The organism is Curtanaerobium respiraculi (assembly GCF_024609215.1).
GTDB classification, from domain to species: domain Bacteria; phylum Actinomycetota; class Coriobacteriia; order Coriobacteriales; family Eggerthellaceae; genus Curtanaerobium; species Curtanaerobium respiraculi.
The window spans coordinates 287741-306208 of record NZ_JANIPD030000001.1 but is presented as its reverse complement, the minus strand read 5'-3'; the positions used below and the strand labels follow the sequence as shown (position 1 = coordinate 306208).

The 18468-nt window shown below is 65.1% G+C and carries 12 protein-coding genes, 1 other RNA gene and 1 pseudogene; 9 read left to right on the top strand and 5 right to left on the bottom strand.

Annotated elements, in window-relative coordinates; translation table 11 throughout:
• Positions 1 to 77: 77 nt before the first annotated feature.
• The 4 genes from NOV21_RS01390 to thrH form a co-directional block, all read right to left on the bottom strand.
• Complete coding sequence (locus NOV21_RS01390; protein WP_283171749.1) at positions 78 to 1208, bottom strand: cation diffusion facilitator family transporter; 1131 nt, start codon at positions 1206 to 1208, stop codon at positions 78 to 80.
• A gap of 47 nt (positions 1209 to 1255) precedes the next feature.
• Complete coding sequence (locus NOV21_RS01385; protein ID WP_283169855.1) at positions 1256 to 2296, bottom strand: PseG/SpsG family protein; 1041 nt, start codon at positions 2294 to 2296, stop codon at positions 1256 to 1258.
• Between the two features lie 80 nt (positions 2297 to 2376).
• Positions 2377 to 3678, bottom strand: a complete 1302-nt coding sequence (locus tag NOV21_RS01380; protein ID WP_283169854.1) for a zinc ribbon domain-containing protein — start codon at positions 3676 to 3678, stop codon at positions 2377 to 2379.
• Positions 3679 to 3695: 17 nt separating this feature from the next.
• Entirely contained in the window at positions 3696 to 4301 is a 606-nt protein-coding gene (thrH, locus tag NOV21_RS01375; RefSeq protein ID WP_283169853.1) for a bifunctional phosphoserine phosphatase/homoserine phosphotransferase ThrH, read from the bottom strand.
• Positions 4302 to 4549: 248 nt separating this feature from the next.
• Here thrH and NOV21_RS01370 point away from each other — a divergent pair, with 248 nt between their 5' ends.
• Entirely contained in the window at positions 4550 to 6421 is a 1872-nt protein-coding gene (locus NOV21_RS01370) for an MDR family MFS transporter (RefSeq protein ID WP_283171748.1), read from the top strand.
• 11 nt (positions 6422 to 6432) lie between these two features.
• Here the strand turns inward: NOV21_RS01370 and NOV21_RS01365 are convergent, their stop codons facing one another.
• Positions 6433 to 7899: a DUF6937 domain-containing protein gene (locus tag NOV21_RS01365; protein ID WP_283169851.1), complete on the bottom strand. Its 1467-nt coding sequence runs from the start codon at positions 7897 to 7899 to the stop codon at positions 6433 to 6435.
• Here NOV21_RS01365 and NOV21_RS01360 point away from each other — a divergent pair.
• The 8 genes and pseudogenes from NOV21_RS01360 to dnaX all read left to right on the top strand — a co-directional run.
• Positions 7827 to 8501: pseudogene (locus tag NOV21_RS01360) on the top strand (MFS transporter); the annotation flags it as partial. The gene NOV21_RS01365 and the pseudogene NOV21_RS01360 overlap by 73 nt on opposite strands.
• A 127-nt stretch (positions 8502 to 8628) precedes the next feature.
• A complete protein-coding gene (locus NOV21_RS01355; protein ID WP_283169850.1) occupies positions 8629 to 11010 on the top strand; it encodes an MFS transporter in 2382 nt (793 codons plus the stop codon).
• On the top strand, positions 11003 to 12196 hold the full coding sequence (locus NOV21_RS01350; protein ID WP_283169849.1) for a galactokinase: 1194 nt from the start codon (positions 11003 to 11005) through the stop codon (positions 12194 to 12196). The genes NOV21_RS01355 and NOV21_RS01350 overlap by 8 nt, the downstream gene beginning before the upstream one ends.
• A gap of 104 nt (positions 12197 to 12300) precedes the next feature.
• Complete coding sequence (locus NOV21_RS01345; RefSeq protein ID WP_283169848.1) at positions 12301 to 13611, top strand: UDP-glucose--hexose-1-phosphate uridylyltransferase; 1311 nt, start codon at positions 12301 to 12303, stop codon at positions 13609 to 13611.
• A gap of 12 nt (positions 13612 to 13623) precedes the next feature.
• Positions 13624 to 15096: a bifunctional folylpolyglutamate synthase/dihydrofolate synthase gene (locus NOV21_RS01340; protein ID WP_283169847.1), complete on the top strand. Its 1473-nt coding sequence runs from the start codon at positions 13624 to 13626 to the stop codon at positions 15094 to 15096.
• Positions 15097 to 15188: 92 nt separating this feature from the next.
• Positions 15189 to 15284: signal recognition particle sRNA small type (gene ffs / locus NOV21_RS01335), an RNA gene on the top strand.
• A gap of 164 nt (positions 15285 to 15448) precedes the next feature.
• Complete coding sequence (locus tag NOV21_RS01330) at positions 15449 to 16252, top strand: VTT domain-containing protein (protein ID WP_283169846.1); 804 nt, start codon at positions 15449 to 15451, stop codon at positions 16250 to 16252.
• Position 16253: 1 nt separating this feature from the next.
• Positions 16254 to 18413 carry a DNA polymerase III subunit gamma/tau gene (gene dnaX, locus NOV21_RS01325; protein ID WP_283169845.1) on the top strand — a complete coding sequence of 720 codons (2160 nt, stop codon included), beginning with the start codon at positions 16254 to 16256 and terminating at the stop codon, positions 18411 to 18413.
• Positions 18414 to 18468: the final 55 nt, after the last annotated feature.

Below are 18468 nucleotides of genomic sequence, written 5' to 3'. Positions count from 1 at the left end.
ATGCTCGGATACGGTAATTTTTTCAAGCCCTAGCTGCCGGCGGCGATTCACCGCGGGGGGCCGCTCTGCGCGAGCGGCTAGTCGGAAAGGTCGCGGTCGAGCGTGACCACGACGGCGAAATCGGGGTACAGCTTCTTCACGTCGTTGACGATGTGGTTGTAGATGGGCCGGCGATCCTTGATGCCGAAGTCCACGATGAGGTCGAACAGCACGATCTTGGCGTCCATGCTCGCATGGAATCCGTGGAGTTGCAGCACCCCCTCGTGCGCAAGCACCACCTCGGTGATCGCCTCCCGCATCGCGGCGATCTCCGGGTCTTGGGTGTCGTAATCGTAGATTCCCACCGTCGCGAGCACGACGTCGTGCTCGCGCATCACCGCCGTTTGAAGGCGACGCGTCATATCGTCGATCTGCGCGGCGGTCATCGTGTCATCCACTTCCACATGGATTTGGGCGATCAGCAGCTCCGGGCCGTAATTATCGACGAGCAGGTCGTAGGCGCCGCGCACGTCGGGGTCGGATTCCACCGTGCGCTTGATGCTCTGGGCGAGCTTGCGGTCGACGCGATGCCCGAGGATGTTGTCGATGGTCTCGCGGATCATATCGAAGCCCGCCTTCGCGATGATGAGCGCGATGGCGATGCCGACGTAGGCCTCCAGGCTGATTCCGGATGCAAGGTAGACCAGCGCCGCCGCTAGGACGGAAAGCGATATGACCACGTCGTAGCGCGCGTCGATTCCCGAACCCACCAATGCTTGCGAATCGGTCTCCTTCCCGCGCTTGACCATGTACCAGGCGAGGAAGATCTTTATAACGATGCTCAGCGCGATCACGCCGAGCGCGAGGGCGGAATAGTCGGGCTGGACAGGTTCGAGTATCTTGCGGCCCGATTCAACGAGCGCGGTGATGCCCGCGTAGACGATGAGCATGGCGACGACGAGCGCCGAGAGGTACTCGTAGCGCCCGTGGCCCATGGGGTGGCCTTTGTCGGCTTGGCGGTTTGCGAGCTTCGCCCCGAGCATGGTGACCAGCGAGGCGGCGGCGTCGGTGAGGTTGTTGACGGCGTCTACCGTGATCGCTATGGAATTCGAAAGGATGCCGACGATCGCCTTCATGACGGTGAGGAGGATATTGCCGCCCACGCCCACCGCGCTTGCGCGCACGATGGTCCGCTGCCTCTTGTCGGATGTTGCCGTGTGCTGTTCCATGTTCGCCATGGTACCGCGAAACTCAGTTGTGGGCGATGCGGTTTGCGCTATTCAGCCGAGGCGAGCAGCTTATCGAGGATGCGTCCGGCGCCCTTGCCGTCGACGACGCTTCTCATACGGGCGGAATAGCTCTCGCGCAGCTCCTTCGATGCGGCCAGCTCGAGCAGCGCCTCCCCCAGGGCACCAAAATCGATGGGGTGGACGGGCACCCGGGGGCCCAGGCCCAGGTTCTGAAACCCCAGGGCATGCCCCGTTTGGTTGCTGGCGGTGGGGATGGCGACGGTCGGAAGCCCCGACGCCGCGAGCTCGTACAGCGTGAGTCCCGATGCGGAAAGCGCGATGTCGGCTTGCTGGATGTACGGGGCGAGGCTTTCCACGTTCCGCCTCACTTCGACATGGAAGTCCTCCGGCGCCTCGAAGGGCGAATTGCCCCCTACGATGACGGTGATGCGCGCAGTTGGGCAGGCATGCTCGCATTGCCGGACCAGCTTTTCCTCGATCCCGCGCGGGTTCGCCATGCCGCAGGTGATCAGCACGTCCTCCACCTGGTCGCGGTGAACGGGGTGCACTTCCGGGAAGCTGTGGCGCACCGGGGCGTATGCGGGCCCGATGCACAGCCGCGTGTCGGAGCCGCGGTAGATCTCCTCGTAGGCGCCCAGCGTGAATCCGAAACCGTAGTTGATCACGACATCGGCTTCGATCGGAGCGGGGGTTTCGGAAAACCCCTCCTTGAACGTGAAGGCATCATCCACGTAGGCGACCTTCGTGCCCGGTCCGGGAAGCGCCTCATGCAGCTGGTTGAAAAAACCGTTGGTCACGGCGTAGGAATCGATGAGGATGGCGTCGGCACGCTGCTCCTTCGCAACCCGCGCGACGTTCATCGCGTCGACGCGCAGGAACAGGGACGGATCCCCTCCGATGAGCTCGACATCGAACCCCTGGGCGCGTACCGCGTGGGCGGACTCATCATTCGAAACCAGGAACAGCACCCGGATACCGCGCGCTTGCGCCTCTTGGGCGATTGCCGTGCAGCGCATGACGTGCCCCGCGCCGATCGCCTTGGTGGCGTCCGTGCGAACCAACAGCATCTCCCTCTGGCCTCCTCTGCTCGTGTCCGACGAATTCTAGCGCATTGCCACGGAAAAGGGTAGCGGCGAGCCGGAAGCGCCTAGATGGCGGCAAGCGAGGGGACGAGCTCCTCGGCGAGGAATTCGGCGTCGGGCGTGCCGACGTCATCTGCTCCGCGGGCGATAGCCTGGCTGTAGGTCATCGTGTTGCCGGTGGAAAGCCGGACCAGCTGGTAGAGCAGGGATGTATCGTAGGAGCTTACGTTTGCCGTCTTGTCGATGGCCGCCTCGCGGGCCCAGTTCGTCGACCACGCCTCAACGCGATATCCAGGTCCCTCGATGCTGACGATCAGATGATCCGATCCGTTTTCTGCGGCGCGCTGCACGTTCGCAGGCACCGTTTCGACCCATGCCAGCTTATAATTCGTGCCCCTCAGGTACATGGTCGCCGCCGAAAGGCCGTAGTCGTTCGCTGCGACCTTCGTGTCCACCTTGCCCTGCCAGTACGAAGGGATCGTGAAGCTGAACGAGCTGGTCTCGATCTCGGATTCGCTTGCGCTTACCTTATCCTGCGCCTCTGCGCGGGCGGAGGTGATGGCGTTGATGAAGCTTTGCACCGTCGCATCGTTCATGGCCGCATCGTCCGCCATCCACGCCCGCACGGCGATTACCTGGGCATCGGTCACCTGGTCGGAGGGTATGGGGATGTAGGAGAAGGCGGGGCCGACGACGTGGTTTCCGTCGATGAGCGCCCCGTCCGCCTCGATGCTCACCGCCTGGGGGGCGGGCACAAGGTAGATGGTGCCGCCCCGGGTTGCGGGGGACCCCGCGGGGGTGAAGGTGTAGGAGCCTTGCAGCAAATCGACGCGATGCTTGTTCGCCGTCATCAGCTCCAGCTGCTCGACCTGCTCCCCGTCGATATCCGTGCCGGAGATGCGGATGGGGATTGCCGAGCTGGAGCCCTGCACGTAATCGGGCACATCGAGCGCCACGTCCACGGTGTGGAGCTGGTGGGCCGTCTTATACGCCGCCTCCTGCTCCGCCATGGCGCGCGAATGGGCGACGAACGCCCACGACCCCGCTCCCATGCTCACGATCAGGATGGCCGCCAGCGCGATCATGAACGTGCGGGAGTACCAGCGATGCTTTTTTGGCTGCGTGCCGTGGTGGAGGTGCACCGGATTGAGCCGGGTTGAATGCGTCTGGGGGATGCCCTCGCCCGGCTTCGCCCGCGCCGCATCGTGCACGTTCACCGGGTTGACGCCTCCCAACTCGGCGCGCACGGGCCGGTAGACGGGGAGCTTACCGCTGCCTGTGCGGGCCGCGCTCGCCAAAGGCGTCCCGCAGCGCTTGCACGTGCGGGCGCTCGCCGGGTTCGCCAGACCGCAGTAGGGGCACTTCATAGGGCCTCGTCTCCACGCTACAACGCGCCGCGTATGGCTGCCAGCAGATCGTCGTATTCGTCGAAAGCGCGCAGGTCGGGGTTGTCCGCTTTGATGGCCGGGGTGCTGCGGAATAGGAATCCCTCTTTGCTGGCGCGGATCATGCCGAGGTCGTTGAAGCTATCGCCCAAGGCGATGGTGTCGAAGCCGCAGCTCTGCAACGCCCGCACCGTGGTGAGCTTGGTGTTCTCGCATCGCAGCCGGTAGCCGGCGATGCTTCCGTCGGGGGAGACCTCGAGCGTGTTGCACAGCAGCGTCGGCCAGCCGAGCTTGCGCATGAGGGGTTGCGCGAACTGGTCGAAGGTATCGCTCAATATGACGGCCTGAGTGGTTTCGCGCAGCTTGTCCAAAAACTCCCGGGCGCCCGGAAGCGGGTCGATGGCCGCGATGGTCTCCTGTATCTCATGCAGCCCCAGGTTATGTTCCCGTAGCAGGTCGAGGCGCCAATCCATCAATTTGCCGTAGTCGGGTTCGTCGCGCGTGGTGCGCGCCAGCTGGGGGATGCCGCTGGCTTCGGCGAAGGCGATCCAAATCTCGGGAATGAGCACGCCTTCCAGGTCGAGGCAAACGATATTCAGTGCCATGGGCAAGCCTTTCTCGCTGGGTCCGATGGCGCCATGGTAGCGCATACCGGTGCGAATCGCGAGGTCGTGGGGCTTTTGTGCGGGAAAAATGGCGAATATGAACGTTCGGCAACATCGCTTACGCGCCCCTCTCGGCACTTGCTACCATGTCCGCTCGGATGTAACAGCCGAACGCGTCGAGGCAAGCAGGGTTTCCCTGCTTGCCTCCTTTTTTGGAGGCGGACATGGGCCTTGAAGGAAAACAGAAGATGATGGTGATCGTGCTGCTGGCAGGCACGTTGCTGGCGGTGCTGAATATGACGCTGCTCTCGCCGGCGCTGCCAACCATCATGGGCGATTTGCACATCGATGCCACCACCGTGCAGTGGCTCACAAGCGGTTATTCCATGGTTGAGGCCGTCATCATACCCCTGAACGCCTTCTTCGTCGGGCGTTTCAGCACGCGCAAGCTATTCGTCGGCGGCATCTCATGGTTCGGGCTGGGCAGTTTGGTGGCAGCGCTCGCCCCGTCGTTCCCCTCCCTGCTTGCGGGCCGCGTGATGCAGGCGATGGCCACGGGTGTCGTCATGCCCATGGTGTTCACCCTCATCCTGCTTGCGTTCCCGCGCGAGAAGCGCGGCAGCGCCATGGGGATCGTGGGCCTCATCATCAGCTTCGCCCCGGCCATCGGCCCCTCCCTCTCCGGCATGTTGGTCGATACCGTGGGGTGGCGCGCGCTGTTCATCATCGTCGCCGTCCTCGCCGCGGCCGTGGTCGTGTTCGCCCTCGTCTCGCTTGAAAATAGCGGTGAATTCGAGCAGGCGCCCTTCGACGTGCCCTCGGTGCTGCTCATGGCGTGCGGCATGACCGGGCTGCTGTACGGGCTCTCCACGTTCAGCGCCGTTGACGATATCGCCGTCACCATTGCCCTGATCGCGGCGGGTGCGGTGCTCATCGGACTGTTCACATGGCGCCAAACGCGACTCGAGGTGCCGATGCTTCGGGTGGAGGTGCTGAAGATCCGCGAGTATCGCACGGCGGTCATCCTCATCGCGCTGCTGCAGGCGGCCTTGGTCGGCGGCGAGGTCGTTATCCCCATCTACGTGCAGCAAGTGCTGGGAGGCAACGCGACCACGTCGGGCCTCATCATGCTCCCGGGCGCCGTCATCGGCGCGGTGTGCGGCCTGCTCGCGGGGCGGTTGTTCGACAGGTTCGGCGTGCGCAAGCTGGTCGTCCCCGGCGCCGCGGTGCTGGGGGTCGCGGGCTTCTTCCTGACCACGTACGGCATGGACACGAGCTTCTTGGAGGTGTGCTTGGTCTTCACCATGATGGATATCGGCATCCAGTTCCTGGTGACGCCCTTGAACACCTGGGGGGTGAATTCGCTCGACAACAAGATGATCCAGCATTCCACCCCGCTGGGCAACACCACCAACCAGGTGGGCGCCAGTTTCGGTACGGCAACCATCGTCAGTTTGACCGGCTTGGCGGCGGTGGTCGCCCCCGAGGGTGCCGATGCTCTGGCAACCACGTTCGCAGGGGAGCATCTGGCATTCGTCGGGATGTTCTCGATGCTGATGGTCGTCGTTGCGGGCATCGTTGTGTTCGTCCGAAACCCGGCCGTCAAAGCCGCAGGCGCGCCTGCGGCGCAGGGCGCGCCGGGCGTGGAGCGCGCCTGGACGGTGAGCGACTTGATGAACACTGCCAGCGCGCACCTCGCCGCCGGCGCCACCGTGCGCGATGCGATCGACCTCATGCGTCAGACCGAGACGAGCGGCATCACGATCGTCGATGGGTCCGGAGCGCCCATCGGATTCGTGTCCGACGGCGACGTGATGAAGTATCTGGGGCGCCAGGAGATCCGCACCAACGACGGCATGGGCTTCTTCACGGTGGGCGACTCCGAATCGATGCAGGATCGCTTGGCCAGCCTGTTCGATCTGGATGTGATGGATATCGCCACGAAACGCGTGACCGCCATCGATGCTGCAAGCGATCCCGAGGAGGCCTTCAGGATGCTTGCCGAGCGGCGCATCAAGAAGCTGCCGGTCGTGCGCGACGGCAAGATGGTCGGTGCCATCTCGCGCAGGAACATCATATCGGTGCTCGGCACCGTGGAGGCGAACGCCGCCAGCGCATAGGCGGGCTGAGGTTACCCCTCCGCCAGATCCACCGCGCGGTAGCCTCCGTCGTACACGCCAGCCTTCGCGGCGGCGCATATGTTGATGCACATGAACTGCACGAGCTCGGGCTCGTTCTGCAGGCAGTCCAGCATGGCGCAGATCTCGGGGATGGTCTCCATCTCGTAGGTGCCGTCCCCGATTTCCGCCGCGCGGATCGCCCCCCAAGCCTCGTGGCCGCCCACGCGCTTGGTCATGACCTTGGGAACGGGGTAGAAGGAAAGCTCGCTCGGCTTGGTGATGAGCACATCGGCGGCGCGCATGAGCAGATTGGTGCTGTAGACCGCGTTGAAGATCTCCTTGTCGTAGAAGGCGTGGATACCGTGCACCTGCCCGGTGAGCGCATCGTCGGCAAATCGCGCCGTCTCCGCGAAATCGTTGAAGTGGCAAACGGCATTGCCGAGCTCGGGGAATGCGCGCACCAACCCGTTCCAAACGTTCGCATGGTCGCCCACGTTGATGAGCAACGCGGCGCGGTCGGCGGCGACGGCGGGGGCGAGATGCTGGATGATGGCGGCGAACAGCTCCTGCTGGGCGCCGGCCCCTCCCACGGAGAGCAGGTAGCGCGTCGGTTGACCGGTTTCCAAGCGGGCGATGCGCATGGCGCAATCGTCGGCGATGCGGGCGGCTATTTCATGGTCCACGTAATGCCCGGTGCAGGCGAGGGATCCTGCGGGCATCGGTTTCAGAGGGCGGGTGCCGTCCATCCCGCGAAGCATCTTGTACCCCCAGTAGGCGCTGGGGGTCTGCACGGTGTGCACCGAGCCCTCGGCCAGGTGCAATGCCATCGGCCAGTTGTCGGGGATGGCGTTCACCACGTTCCGCATGCCTGCGCATATCGCCGCCTGCGCGGGATATGCGTGCGCGCTGATGAAGGGCACGTCGCGCGGGAGGTCTTTGAAGGGGGCCGTCATGAGCTCGGCGGTTTTCAGGTCTCCCGCGTTGTAGGAGAGCTTGCGGAAACCCTCGGAATTGAGCGGCTCCCATACCACTTTGTTGAACAAGCCGAACTGCTGGCTCAAACGGCTGCCCAGCGAGTACAGCTTGTCTTGCCGCCCCAATATCTTGCTGGCGGTCGTGCCGGGGAAGGCGGCGAGATCCATGAGGTAGGGCGTATACCCTCTCGCCTTGGCGCAGCTCGCCAGCGCGAGGGCGATGCGGTAATGGCCGAAGCCCATGCGGATCGCCCCCACCACGAGGGGTTTCTCATGCGCGTTCGGGTGGAGGTCCAGTGCGGGGATGCCGGCGGGGCGCAGGAGCTGCACACCCAGCGCCTTCCCCACGGCGGGCGCGGGTTGGGCTGCCAGATGGCAGGGTCGGTCGGAATCGTCCCCGAATTGCCGCTGGTAGCGCCGCTTGGCCCGACATGCCCTCCGATAGTCGCGCTCGCGGATGCGGTTCCCGAAAATCATCGCAGCCCTATCGATGCTCTGATCCATGGCCTTCTCCCGTGCAAACGATTTCCGCTACTATGTACAGGTTGTATTTTAGCGAAGGAAGAGGCGTAATGGCACGGTCATCCCACGTGGAGGCGCCGAGGTTGGCAACGAACAATATCCTGTGGGTCTTTGCGATCGGACAGCTGGGCTGGTCCACGCTTTCGGGGATCATCAGCAATTGGCTGGTGTACTACTATCAACCGGGGCAAAGCCTGCTGTCCCAGGGGCATCAGATCTTCATCACGCAGGGCGCCGTGTTCTTAGGGCTTACCGTCATCGGCCTCATCACCGCCTCGGGACGCATATTCGACGCCTTCACCGATCCGTGGATCGCGGGGAAGTCGGACCGGTGCTCGCATCGCCTGGGCCGCCGCATGCCGTTTCTGCGGTACGCGGCCGTCCCGTTCGGATTGTTCACCATATTGGTCTTCGTGAGCCCGGTGAATGCGGAAAGCCCGGTGAACAACCTGTTCCTGCTGGCCATGGTGCTGTGTTTCTGCCTTGCCATGACGTGCTACTGCACGCCCTACAACGCGCTCATCCCCGAGCTCGGCCGCACACAGGAGCTGCGCATCAACGTGTCCACGTTCATCAGCACCACCTACTTCTTCGGCACTGCCATCGCGTACCTGCTGCCGAACATCGCCGCGGTGTTCGAGCCGAGCTTCGGCAGCGTGGGGGGGCTTCCGCATCACGGTGGGAATCCTCTCGGCATTCGCCGTCATATGCATGCTGGTACCCAGCTTCGCCATCGACGAGCACGCCTACGCCGTCACGCAGCCCTCGCAGACGGGCACGCTGGGAAGCCTTGCCAAGACGTTCAAAAACAAGCAGTTCCGCACGCTCGTGGAATCCGACATACTGTATTGGATCGCGCTCACCATGTTCCAGACGGGCCTGCCGTTCTATATCACCGAATTGATGGGGTTGGATGACGGAATGACGTTCCCCCTGTTCGCTCTCATGACACTGATCAGTTTCGCCTGCTATGCGCCGGTCAATCTGCTGGCGAAGCGATTGGGCAAGAAGAAGATGGTCGTGTTCGCATTCCTGTTCTTCGCGGGGGCGTTCCTCATCACCGCGTTCGTGGGGACCCTGGGTATTCCCGGCGTCGCGTGGGGCGTGGTCGTGGCGGTGCTTGCCGCCATCCCCATGGCGATCCTCGGGATCCTCCCGCAGGCCGTCGTGGCCGATATCGCGGAGGCGGATGCCCTCGCCACGGGCGAAGCACGCCAAGGCATGTTCTACGCGGCGCGCACGTTCGCGTTCAAGTTGGGGCAGAGCGTGAGCATGCTCATGTTCACCAGCATCGCTCTCATCGGCATCGAGGGGTTCGGATACCGCCTCACCGCGTTCACGGCGGCCGCATTCTGCCTGGCGGGCGGGTTGGTGTTCCTGCGCTATCGCGAGAGTGACGTGTTCGCCGCCATCGAATCCGCCAAGCGGGGCGACGGGGAAAAGTTGGAGCTGTCGTTTTCCCGCCGGCGGATGCCCTGCGGGAGAAAGCAAGGTGCGTATATGGAGCCAGTTTGGTATTCGGTCTCGTTCGCCACGTCCGATGGCGTTCGCGTCATGCAGGTCGAGGGCATGGGACGCTATGATGTCCAAGATGCGGCGTTCGAATTGGGCTTCGAAGGCGACGTGTGCGAGCTTTCGGTGATTGCCGCAGGTCCGCTGCGCGTGGTGGAATGCGAAGTGGGGTTTGCCCATCCGTTCGGCAAGGACGATGAGCTGCTGTTGAACGGATACCAGTCATGGACCGCGACCGACTGGATGGGTGTGGGTGCTTCGCTGCGTGGGTTGGACCGCGTGCCCGATGCGTTGGTTAACAGGTATGCGCTCGATGCGAGCGGCGATTACCGTTTCGCCGCGTACTCGGGCAAGCCAGGGCGGCTGCATGGGTACAGCTACGCTGCCTTCCGTTCGAGCGGGGGATTCACGCTCGTCGGCGGATTGCAGGAGCGCAACGGCTTCACCCTCATCCGCACCGATTGTGCGGCGAACACGGTGGTAGCCTCGCCCGAATGCCCCGAGCGGCTCCTGCGGGCGGGGGAGCACGTGGTGCTCTGCCGAATCGCCGTGGTGGAGGGGGCGGAGGAGGACGCCGCATACGACCGGTGGTTCGCCCTCGCCGGCATCGAAGCGCGTGGGGTCGAGCCCCTCTGCGGGTATACGAGTTGGTACCGTCGCTATGAGCGCATCGACGAGGCGGGCGTCCTCTCCGACCTGCGCGGTGCGTCCGAGGCTTTCGACCGACTCGATACGCAGGGGATGACCCGTGTGTTCCAGATCGATGACGGCTGGTGCAAGAAGGGAGATTGGCCCGCGGTCGATGCCGGGAAGTTCCCCCATGGGCTGCGTCCGATTGCCGACGAGGTGCGGAAGGCCGGATTCCTGCCCGGTCTGTGGATGGCGCCGTTCGTCGTCGAGAAGGACAGCATCCTGATCTCCGAGCACCCCGAATGGCTTCTACGCGACGAGGACGGCAGCGCGGTGATCACCGGGAGCCATTGGAGCGGACATTGCGCGCTGGATACGCGTAACGACGAGGTTCAGGCCTACGTGGCGTCGTGCGTGCGGAAGGCGGTTTCCGATTGGGGGTTCGGGCTGCTGAAGCTCGATTTCCTCTACGCGGCATGCATGGTGCCCCATGATGGGATGAACCGGGGGCAGCTGATGGCCGATGCATGGGACCTGTTGCGCGCGGCGGCAGGGGAGGAGACGCTGTTGCTCGCGTGCGGCGTGCCCCTCGCTTCGGTCTTCGGCGGCGCGGACTATTGCCGCATCGGATGCGATGTCGGTCTGGACTGGGACGATAAACTCCCCATGCGGCTCCTGCACCGCGAGCGCGCGAGCACGAAAACGAGCCTGGCGGATACCAAGGCGCGAGCGCCCCTCGACGGCCGCGCCTTCGGATGCGATCCCGACGTCGTGTTCCTCCGATCCGACGTGAAGCTCAAGCGCGGGCAGCGCGATCGGCTGCTCGCCGCGGCGGCGGGCTGCGGGAGCGTGCTCATGACCAGCGATGATATGGGTTCCTGGAACAGCAGCCAGCGAGCGGCGTTCGAGGCGGCGCTGCACCAGATGAGAACGAGAGATGATCGTGGGTAAACCGTGGCAGGTTCGCGCATGGGCGCCGGGGCGCACGGAAATCGCCGGGAACCATACCGACCATCAGGGCGGGCGGGTGGTTTCCGCCGCGGTGACGCAAGGCGTCGCGATGATGCTGCGGGAGAACGGAACGCGTGCCGCACGGGTGGAAAGCGACGGGTACGAGCCGTTCGAGATCGACATCCGCTCCACCGAGCCGGTTGCCGGGGAACGCAACGCGACGCCGTCGCTCGTGCGCGGCGTGACCGCGGGCTTGCGCGCGGCGGGTGTTCCCGTGGCGGGTTTCGACGCCCGTGTCTCCAGCACGCTGCCGGTGGGGGGCGGTATGAGCAGCAGCGCAGCGTTCGAACTCGCCTTGGCGCGGGGGCTCGCCGTGCTGTTCGACCCGAAGCACGCTCCCGCATCCGCGCAAGGCAACCCGTGGCTGGAACCCTCCGCCGGGCTCTCCACCGCCGATTTCGCGCATATCGCGGTCGATGCCGAGCGGCGCTACTTCGGCAAGCCCTGCGGATTCCAGGATCAGACCGCGAGCGCGTTCGGCGGAATATGCGATATGGATTTCCGCGATCTCGAGAATCCGGCGGTTGCGCATATCGATTTCGACTTCGAATCGCGGGGCTATCGCATTGCGTTGATCGACACGCATGCCGACCACAGCGCGCACACGGGGGATTTCAACCGACTGGTCGAGGACATGCGCTCCGTCGCGCGGTTCTTCGGAGAGGACGTGCTGGGCAGGATCGCCCCCGAACGGTTCTTCAGGCATCTGGCGGAGGCGCGGGGCGCTCTGGGCGATGCGGCGGTGCTGCGCGCCTGGCATTATTTCACCGAGGTCGGATTGGTGGACTGCCGCGCTGCAGCGCTTCGCGCGGGCGACATGCAGGCGTTCCTGCGCGCCACGCGTGCGTCGGCGGAAAGCTCCGCCGAGTACTTGCAGAACGTGGCGGTTCCCGGTGACCGCAACCAACCGGCGATGGTTGCATTGGCCGCCTGCCGCCATGTGCTGGCGGGGCGGGGAGCGGCCCGCATCCACGGCGGCGGCTTCGGCGGGACGATCCAGGCATACGTGCCCCAAGCGGTTGCGGGGGAATTCTCCGAGGGGATCCGAGCCCTGCTCGGCACCGGCGTGTGCAGCTTCGTCGAAGTCAGCCAGCGTGGCGCCTTTGCGGAGCGCTTGGGCGGCTGAGGGCGTTCCTGGCTGCGGATGGCATTCTGCTGCCGGCAGATGGAGAGTGGGTTCCGATGCGTTCGCGGTCGTTTTGCGGATGCTGGGATAAGAGAAGAGAGAACATGGATTGCACCATAGAGTCAGATGCGTTCGAGCGGACGCGCATATTCGTCAGCGCGGCGTTGGATCGCGGCGTCGTTTCCGCAAAGGATCGCCTCTGGGCGCTCAACACGATCGCCGATGAGCTCGAGCGCGACTCCCAGGCATCTTCCGAGCGGTTATTCGGCCTGGTGATGCCACGTCCCTCCGAGGTGGCGCGGCTGTTCTACGCCAATCTCGCAGACGATCCCGTACAGGCGACATCCTGGTTTTACCGGCTGTGCGTCGACGCCGATTATGTGAAGGCCTCCGCCATCGCGCGCAATATCCAGTGGAGCACCGCCACGCGGTGGGGCGATATGCAGATAACCATCAACCTAAGCAAGCCGGAGAAGGACCCTCGTGCCATCTCCGCAGCGGGAGCGGCCCCCCGGACAGCAAGCGAGTACCCCGCCTGCCGTCTATGCATGGAGAACGAGGGGTATGCGGGGCGGGGTGCGGATGACCCGCGGGGAGAGTGGCCGCCGCGCCAGAATCTGCGTATCGTCCCGCTCGACCTCGGCGACGAGCCGTGGGGCATGCAATATTCGCCGTATGCCTACTACAACGAGCATTGCATCGTCATGAGCAGCGTGCATCGCCCCATGCACATCGACCGAGCTACGTTTGGCCGCTTGCTCGATTTCGTCGATGTGCTGCCCCATTACTTCATCGGCAGCAACGCCGACCTTCCCATCGTGGGAGGCAGCATACTGTCGCACGACCACTTCCAGGGCGGTCGGCACTCCTTCCCCATGCAGGTTGCCCCCGTGGTCCAGGCATTCGACATACCGGGATGCCCCGACGTGGCTGCCGGCGTGGTGAGGTGGCCCCTGACTGTCGTGCGATTGCAGGGTCGGGATCGAGCGGGTGTGCTCGATGCCGCCTGCCGGGTGCTGGACGTATGGCGTGGCTACAGCGATCCCGTCGCTGGCGTGCTGGCGGAAACGGACGGCGTACCGCATAACACGATCACGCCTATCGTGCGCCGTATCGGATCCGCCTATCAAATGGATTTGGCGCTGCGCTGCAACGTGGCCACGCCCGAACACCCGCTGGGGTTATTCCACGTCCACGAGCATCTGCATCGCATCAAGAAGGAGAATCTGGGGCTCATCGAGGTCATGGGGTTGGCCATCCTTCCACCGCGCCTGTGCGATTCCTTCGATATCGACGATCCGGGCGATCGTGGGGCGATTGGCCGAGGGTTCGCAGAGGCGCTGGAATGCGCAGGCGTGTTCAAATGGGATGAAGCCGGCCGCGCGGCGCTGCAACGCTTCATCGATGCGCTGTAGGACGGGGGTTTCGTGCAACAGGCAGGAAAGAAGCGTGAGGCGTCGGAGGAATTCGACCCGGTCGCCTATATCAACGAACCGCGCTGGCAGCAGGTCAAGCCCGGATTGGAGCGCATCACGGAGCTGATGGGCCGCCTGGGGGACCCGCAGGAGGGCCTTCGCATCGTGCATGTTGCCGGGACCAATGGCAAGGGAAGCACCTGTGCATACACCGCAAGCATCCTGCGGGCGGCGGGGTTCCGCGTCGGGCTTTTCACCAGCCCCTATATCATCGAGTTCTCGGAGCGCATCCGCATCGACGGCGAGAGCATCCCCTCGGACGAGCTGATGGCCTGCACGCGGCTCGTGCGGGATCAAGCGGAGGCGATGGCCGAGCATCCGACCGAATTCGAGCTCATGACGGCGGTGGCGCTCGTTGCGTTCGCACGCGCCCGGGTCGACTTCGCCGTGCTCGAGGTGGGGTTGGGCGGTCGCCTGGACAGCACCAATGTGGTTTCCGCGCCCGAAGTCTGCGCCATCGCCCCCATCGCCCTGGACCATACGGCGATACTGGGGGGCACGATCGGGCGGATCGCGGGCGAGAAGGCGGGCATCATCAAGCACGGGGCCACGGTGGTGAGCGCCCCGCAGGAGCCCGATGCGTCGGAGGCCATCCGGGCGAAGGCCCAGGAGCAGGGCTGCGCGGTCCGCTGGGTCGATGCGGGCCGGCTCGCGGTGGAGGATTCCGGGGCGACGGGGGGTGCCGAGGCGGATTCCGCCCGCACTCACTCCGACGCGCCACGCGGTTTCGGCTTGTCCTCGGCACCGACTTCGCCCCGGCCGTCGAACGACGGCGACGCCGCCCCTGATCAAGGCGATCCTCTCCCCGCCGGCATTCCCTATCAGATGTTCTCCTACGGCGGGTTCGCCCATCTGCGGACGCGGCTTTTGGGATCTTACCAGCCGGAGAACGCCGCACTGGCGATCGAGGCCGTCCTGGCGTTGCGCGAGCGCGGTTTCTCCATTTCCGACGGGGCGATTCGCGCGGGGGTTGCCGCCGCCGCGTGGCCGGGCCGCTTCGAAATCGTCGCGCAGAACCCGACCTTCATCGTCGACGGCGGGCATAACCCGCAGGGCGCGCGGGTGCTGGCGGACTCGCTGCGGAGGCATTTCCCCGGAAGGAAGGCCGTCTTCATCATCGGAGTGCTGGCCGACAAGGATTATCCCGACATGCTCGCGGAGGTGTTCGACCTGGCGGAGGATTTCGTGTTGGTGAAGCCTCCCAACCCCCGCGCGCTCCCGTTGTCGCGCTTGTGCACCGCGCTCTTGCGGGTGGCGCAGGAACGGGGCGGTTGCGCCAGCTGCCTGCGCCCCCATCTGGCGGAAAGCTTTCCCGAGGCGGTGCGTGCGGCGCGGGCGGCGGCCGGCGCGCGGGGCATCGTCTGCGCCTTCGGCAGCCTGTACAGCATCAAATCCATCATGGATGCCCTGGCGGCCGAGGGCTGATCGCCCCTTCTAGAGGTTTTGCGGTCGTTGGGGGCGCAGCGGGGCGTCCTGCGCAACTGTTGTATACTGGCAAGCCGCAAGATCGAGTATCTTGGATGGGCTTGGGCGGCGCCATGCCCCGAACCTGGTCAGGTCCGGGAGGAAGCAGCCATAAGGGGCCTCTGGCGAGCGCCCTTGCCTATTCAGGATACTCGACCGACGCTGCAAAGCGCTGGGTGCACCTGCTTTGGCACCGGCTTTGCGTGCAGTGCCGGCCAGGGCCAAACCGGCGCGTGTTCGGGGCGGTGGCAGGCGCGGCTCTTTCCCAACGCTTTCGGCCGTCATGTTCCATTGGCTTTTCGGAAAGGCGTTCATGGATATCATCGGGGCACTTATCGGGCTGTTGCAGGATCCTCGGGCGGCGATTGCAGGATGGATCATCTCGCTGGGGGCCGTCTGGGTGTACACGCCCCTGTTCCTCATCGTGTTCATCGAGACCGGTGTCGTCGTGTTCCCGTTCCTCCCGGGCGACAGCCTCCTGTTCGCCGCCGGCGTCTTCAGCGCCGACGGGGGCGGGCTCAATCTGGTGGCGACGCTCGCCGTGTTCTATGCAGCGGCCATTCTGGGCAACACGAGCAATTACTGGATCGCGCGGTTCTTCGGAAGCCGCATCATCGACAGCGGCAAGGTGCGGGCGCTCACGCCCGAGCGCATGGCCAAGCTGGACGAGTTTTTCGCCAAATACGGCGGCCTCACCATCGTCATCACGCGCTTCATGCCGTTCTTCCGCACTTTCGCGCCGTTCGTGGCGGGCACCGGGCATATGAATTTCGGCAAATTCACGATGTTCAACGCCATCGGAGGCGTCGCGTGGGTGAGCCTGTTCGTGCTGGTCGGCTATTTCTTCGGGGGCGTGCCGTTCGTTCAGGACCATTTCGAGATAATCGTGCTGGGCATCGTCGGCGTGAGCGTCCTTCCCGCGATTGCGGGGGCTGTCAAGGGGGCGATGGCGAGCCGTGCGAAGAAGGCTTCGGCGCAAGCGGCCCGCGAGGTGGGTGCCGTGGACGCGCCCCATCCTGACCGTTACGAGGATCCCGTCTATCGGCGGAGCCTGCAAGCGGAGGCGAAGCTGCGCGGCAAGAAGTCGGATACGAGAGAGCAAGAAGATGTGAGCTGAGATGGCAGAAGCACTGTACCGCAAGTACCGTCCGCAGACGTTCGAGGACGTCGTCGGCCAGCAGCATATCGAGAGGACGTTGAAAAACGCGCTCGAAGCGGACAAGGTGAGCCACGCGTATCTGTTCTGCGGGCCGCGCGGGACGGGCAAGACCACGACGGCGCGCCTGCTGGCGAAGGCGCTGCTCTGCGAGCGGGGGCCCACGAGCTCCCCCGACGGGACCTGCCAGGATTGCAGGGACATCGCCGATGGCGTGCATCCCGATGTGTACGAGCTGGATGCGGCAAGCCGCACAGGTGTCGAGAACGTCCGAGATGAGATCATCGGTCGGGTCAACTACGCACCGACGCGCGGGCGCTGCAAGGTCTATATCATCGACGAGGTCCACATGCTGTCGACGGCGGCGTTCAACGCGCTGCTGAAGACGCTGGAAGAGCCTCCCAGCCACGTGGTGTTCATCCTGTGCACCACCGACCCCCAGAAGGTCCCCGAGACCATCCACTCCCGCTGCCAGCGGTTCGATTTCCACCGCCTGAGCACCGACGAGATCGTCAGCCGTCTCGGCGCGATTTGCGTAGCGGAAGGGGTGGAGTTCGAGCCGGAGGCGCTCGAGCTGGTCGCCCATCGGGCCGAGGGCGGCATGCGCAACGCCCTGACGTCGCTCGAGCAGCTTATCGCGTTCGGCGGGGGGGCTGTTTCCGTCGCGGGCGCCGAGGACCTTCTGGGATCGCTCGATTCGAGCGATATGGCCGAGATCGTGCAGGCCATCGGCAAACGCGACATCGCCGCGTGCTTCAACTGGACTGCGAGATTCGTCGAGTCGGGCGCCGATTTGGCACAATTTTGCCGGGACCTCGCCCAGCACGTGCGCGATTTGTACGTGCTCAGCCTCGCCGGCGTCGATGCGGCGATCGATATCACGGAGGCTGAGAGACGGGAAATGGCCGCCGAGCTTCAGCTGTTCGGTCCCGACCGCCTTGCCCGCATCATGGGCGTGTTGGGGGATGCTATCTCCGACCTGCGCGGGGCCACCAATTCCCGGCTCTGCTTCGAGATCGCCCTCACGCGCATAGTCCGTCCCGAGGGGGATATCACCTTGGAGGCGCTGGCCGAGCGCATCGAAGCGCTCGAGCGGGGCGGAACGGGATCCCCTGCATCGCCCGCCGCCTTGCAGCCGCGCCCGGAGGCCTCGGCGCCGCAGCCTGGCGGCGGGCTTGACTTCCAACAGGCCGTGCCTCGCGAGGCGCCCCGGCCCTCCGCCCCTCGGCAAAATGCCGTCTCCGCCGCCCAAGCCCCCACGGCCCCAACCGCGCCTATCGCTGAGCAACAGCACCCCGAGCGGATGGATGCGAGTGGGCGCGTCCGCGCCCAGATGCGGCAATCGACCCAGATGCCGCAGCCCTCCGCGCAACCGCCCGTCCAAAAGAGGCCCATACCGTCCCCGCAGGTTCAGGCGGGACCCTACGATGTCCCGCCTGCAGCCCAGCCGGGCCCCGTGCCCGAAGAAACCCGGCAGGCGCCCGCCGAAAGCGTCTCCGCCCTCATCGGGAACGAAGCGGCGCTGCAGCGCTTGTGGCGCTCGGCGACCAATGCGGTGAAGCGGGAGAAGACCGCCTACGGCGCGCTTTTGGTGGGTGTGCGGGTCCATCCGAACGGCTCCGGCGGCATCGCCCTCGAGTTCCCTGCCGACAACGTGTTCGCGTACGACATGGCTCAGCGCCCCGAATTGAAGACGGCGCTCGCCCAAGCTCTGCATACGGCGGCAGGAGCGGACGTGCCCTTCACGATCGAGCGGATGCCGAGCGTCGACAAGCCCCGGGGATCCTCCTTCGAGCCCGAGGCGGCTCCGATTCCCGCCGCCCCGTCCCCGTCGATGGCGCGTGCTCGTGCAACCGTGCAGGGGGCGCCCCAACAGCCGTCCGCCCCCTCGGCCCCTTCCGCGGGGCCGGACGACGACGTTCCGCTCGACCTCTACGAAGCCGAAACCGCATCGGCCGATGAAATCCCCTCCTGGGAGGATCGCGGTCCCTTGCCGGTGACGGGGTCGCAGCGGGACCGGGCTGTGCGATCCGCGTCCCCTTCGGCGGGGTTGACCGCCGAGCAATTGGGTACAATGGCGTACGAAGCATTCGGAACCAAGGTTACCTTCGAAGAACTGTAGGACCGCATGCGGGGCGCACGGAGAGCGAGCGTCCCGCCACCATGAAAAAAGGAGA

What these genes read in the sequence shown, in the direction of transcription:
- NOV21_RS01380 (WP_283169854.1), bottom strand. Translation starts at nt 3,678, where the DNA reads ATGAAGTGCCCCTACTGCGGTCTGGCGAACCCGGCGAGCGCCCGCACG.
- NOV21_RS01330 (WP_283169846.1), top strand. Translation starts at nt 15,449, where the DNA reads ATGGATATCATCGGGGCACTTATCGGGCTGTTGCAGGATCCTCGGGCG.
- NOV21_RS01345 (WP_283169848.1), top strand. Translation starts at nt 12,301, where the DNA reads ATGGATTGCACCATAGAGTCAGATGCGTTCGAGCGGACGCGCATATTC.
- NOV21_RS01370 (WP_283171748.1), top strand. Translation starts at nt 4,550, where the DNA reads ATGATGGTGATCGTGCTGCTGGCAGGCACGTTGCTGGCGGTGCTGAAT.
- NOV21_RS01355 (WP_283169850.1), top strand. Translation starts at nt 8,629, where the DNA reads ATGCTGGTACCCAGCTTCGCCATCGACGAGCACGCCTACGCCGTCACG.
- NOV21_RS01385 (WP_283169855.1), bottom strand. Translation starts at nt 2,296, where the DNA reads ATGCTGTTGGTTCGCACGGACGCCACCAAGGCGATCGGCGCGGGGCAC.
- thrH (WP_283169853.1), bottom strand. Translation starts at nt 4,301, where the DNA reads ATGGCACTGAATATCGTTTGCCTCGACCTGGAAGGCGTGCTCATTCCC.
- dnaX (WP_283169845.1), top strand. Translation starts at nt 16,254, where the DNA reads ATGGCAGAAGCACTGTACCGCAAGTACCGTCCGCAGACGTTCGAGGAC.
- NOV21_RS01390 (WP_283171749.1), bottom strand. Translation starts at nt 1,208, where the DNA reads ATGGAACAGCACACGGCAACATCCGACAAGAGGCAGCGGACCATCGTG.
- NOV21_RS01365 (WP_283169851.1), bottom strand. Translation starts at nt 7,899, where the DNA reads ATGGATCAGAGCATCGATAGGGCTGCGATGATTTTCGGGAACCGCATC.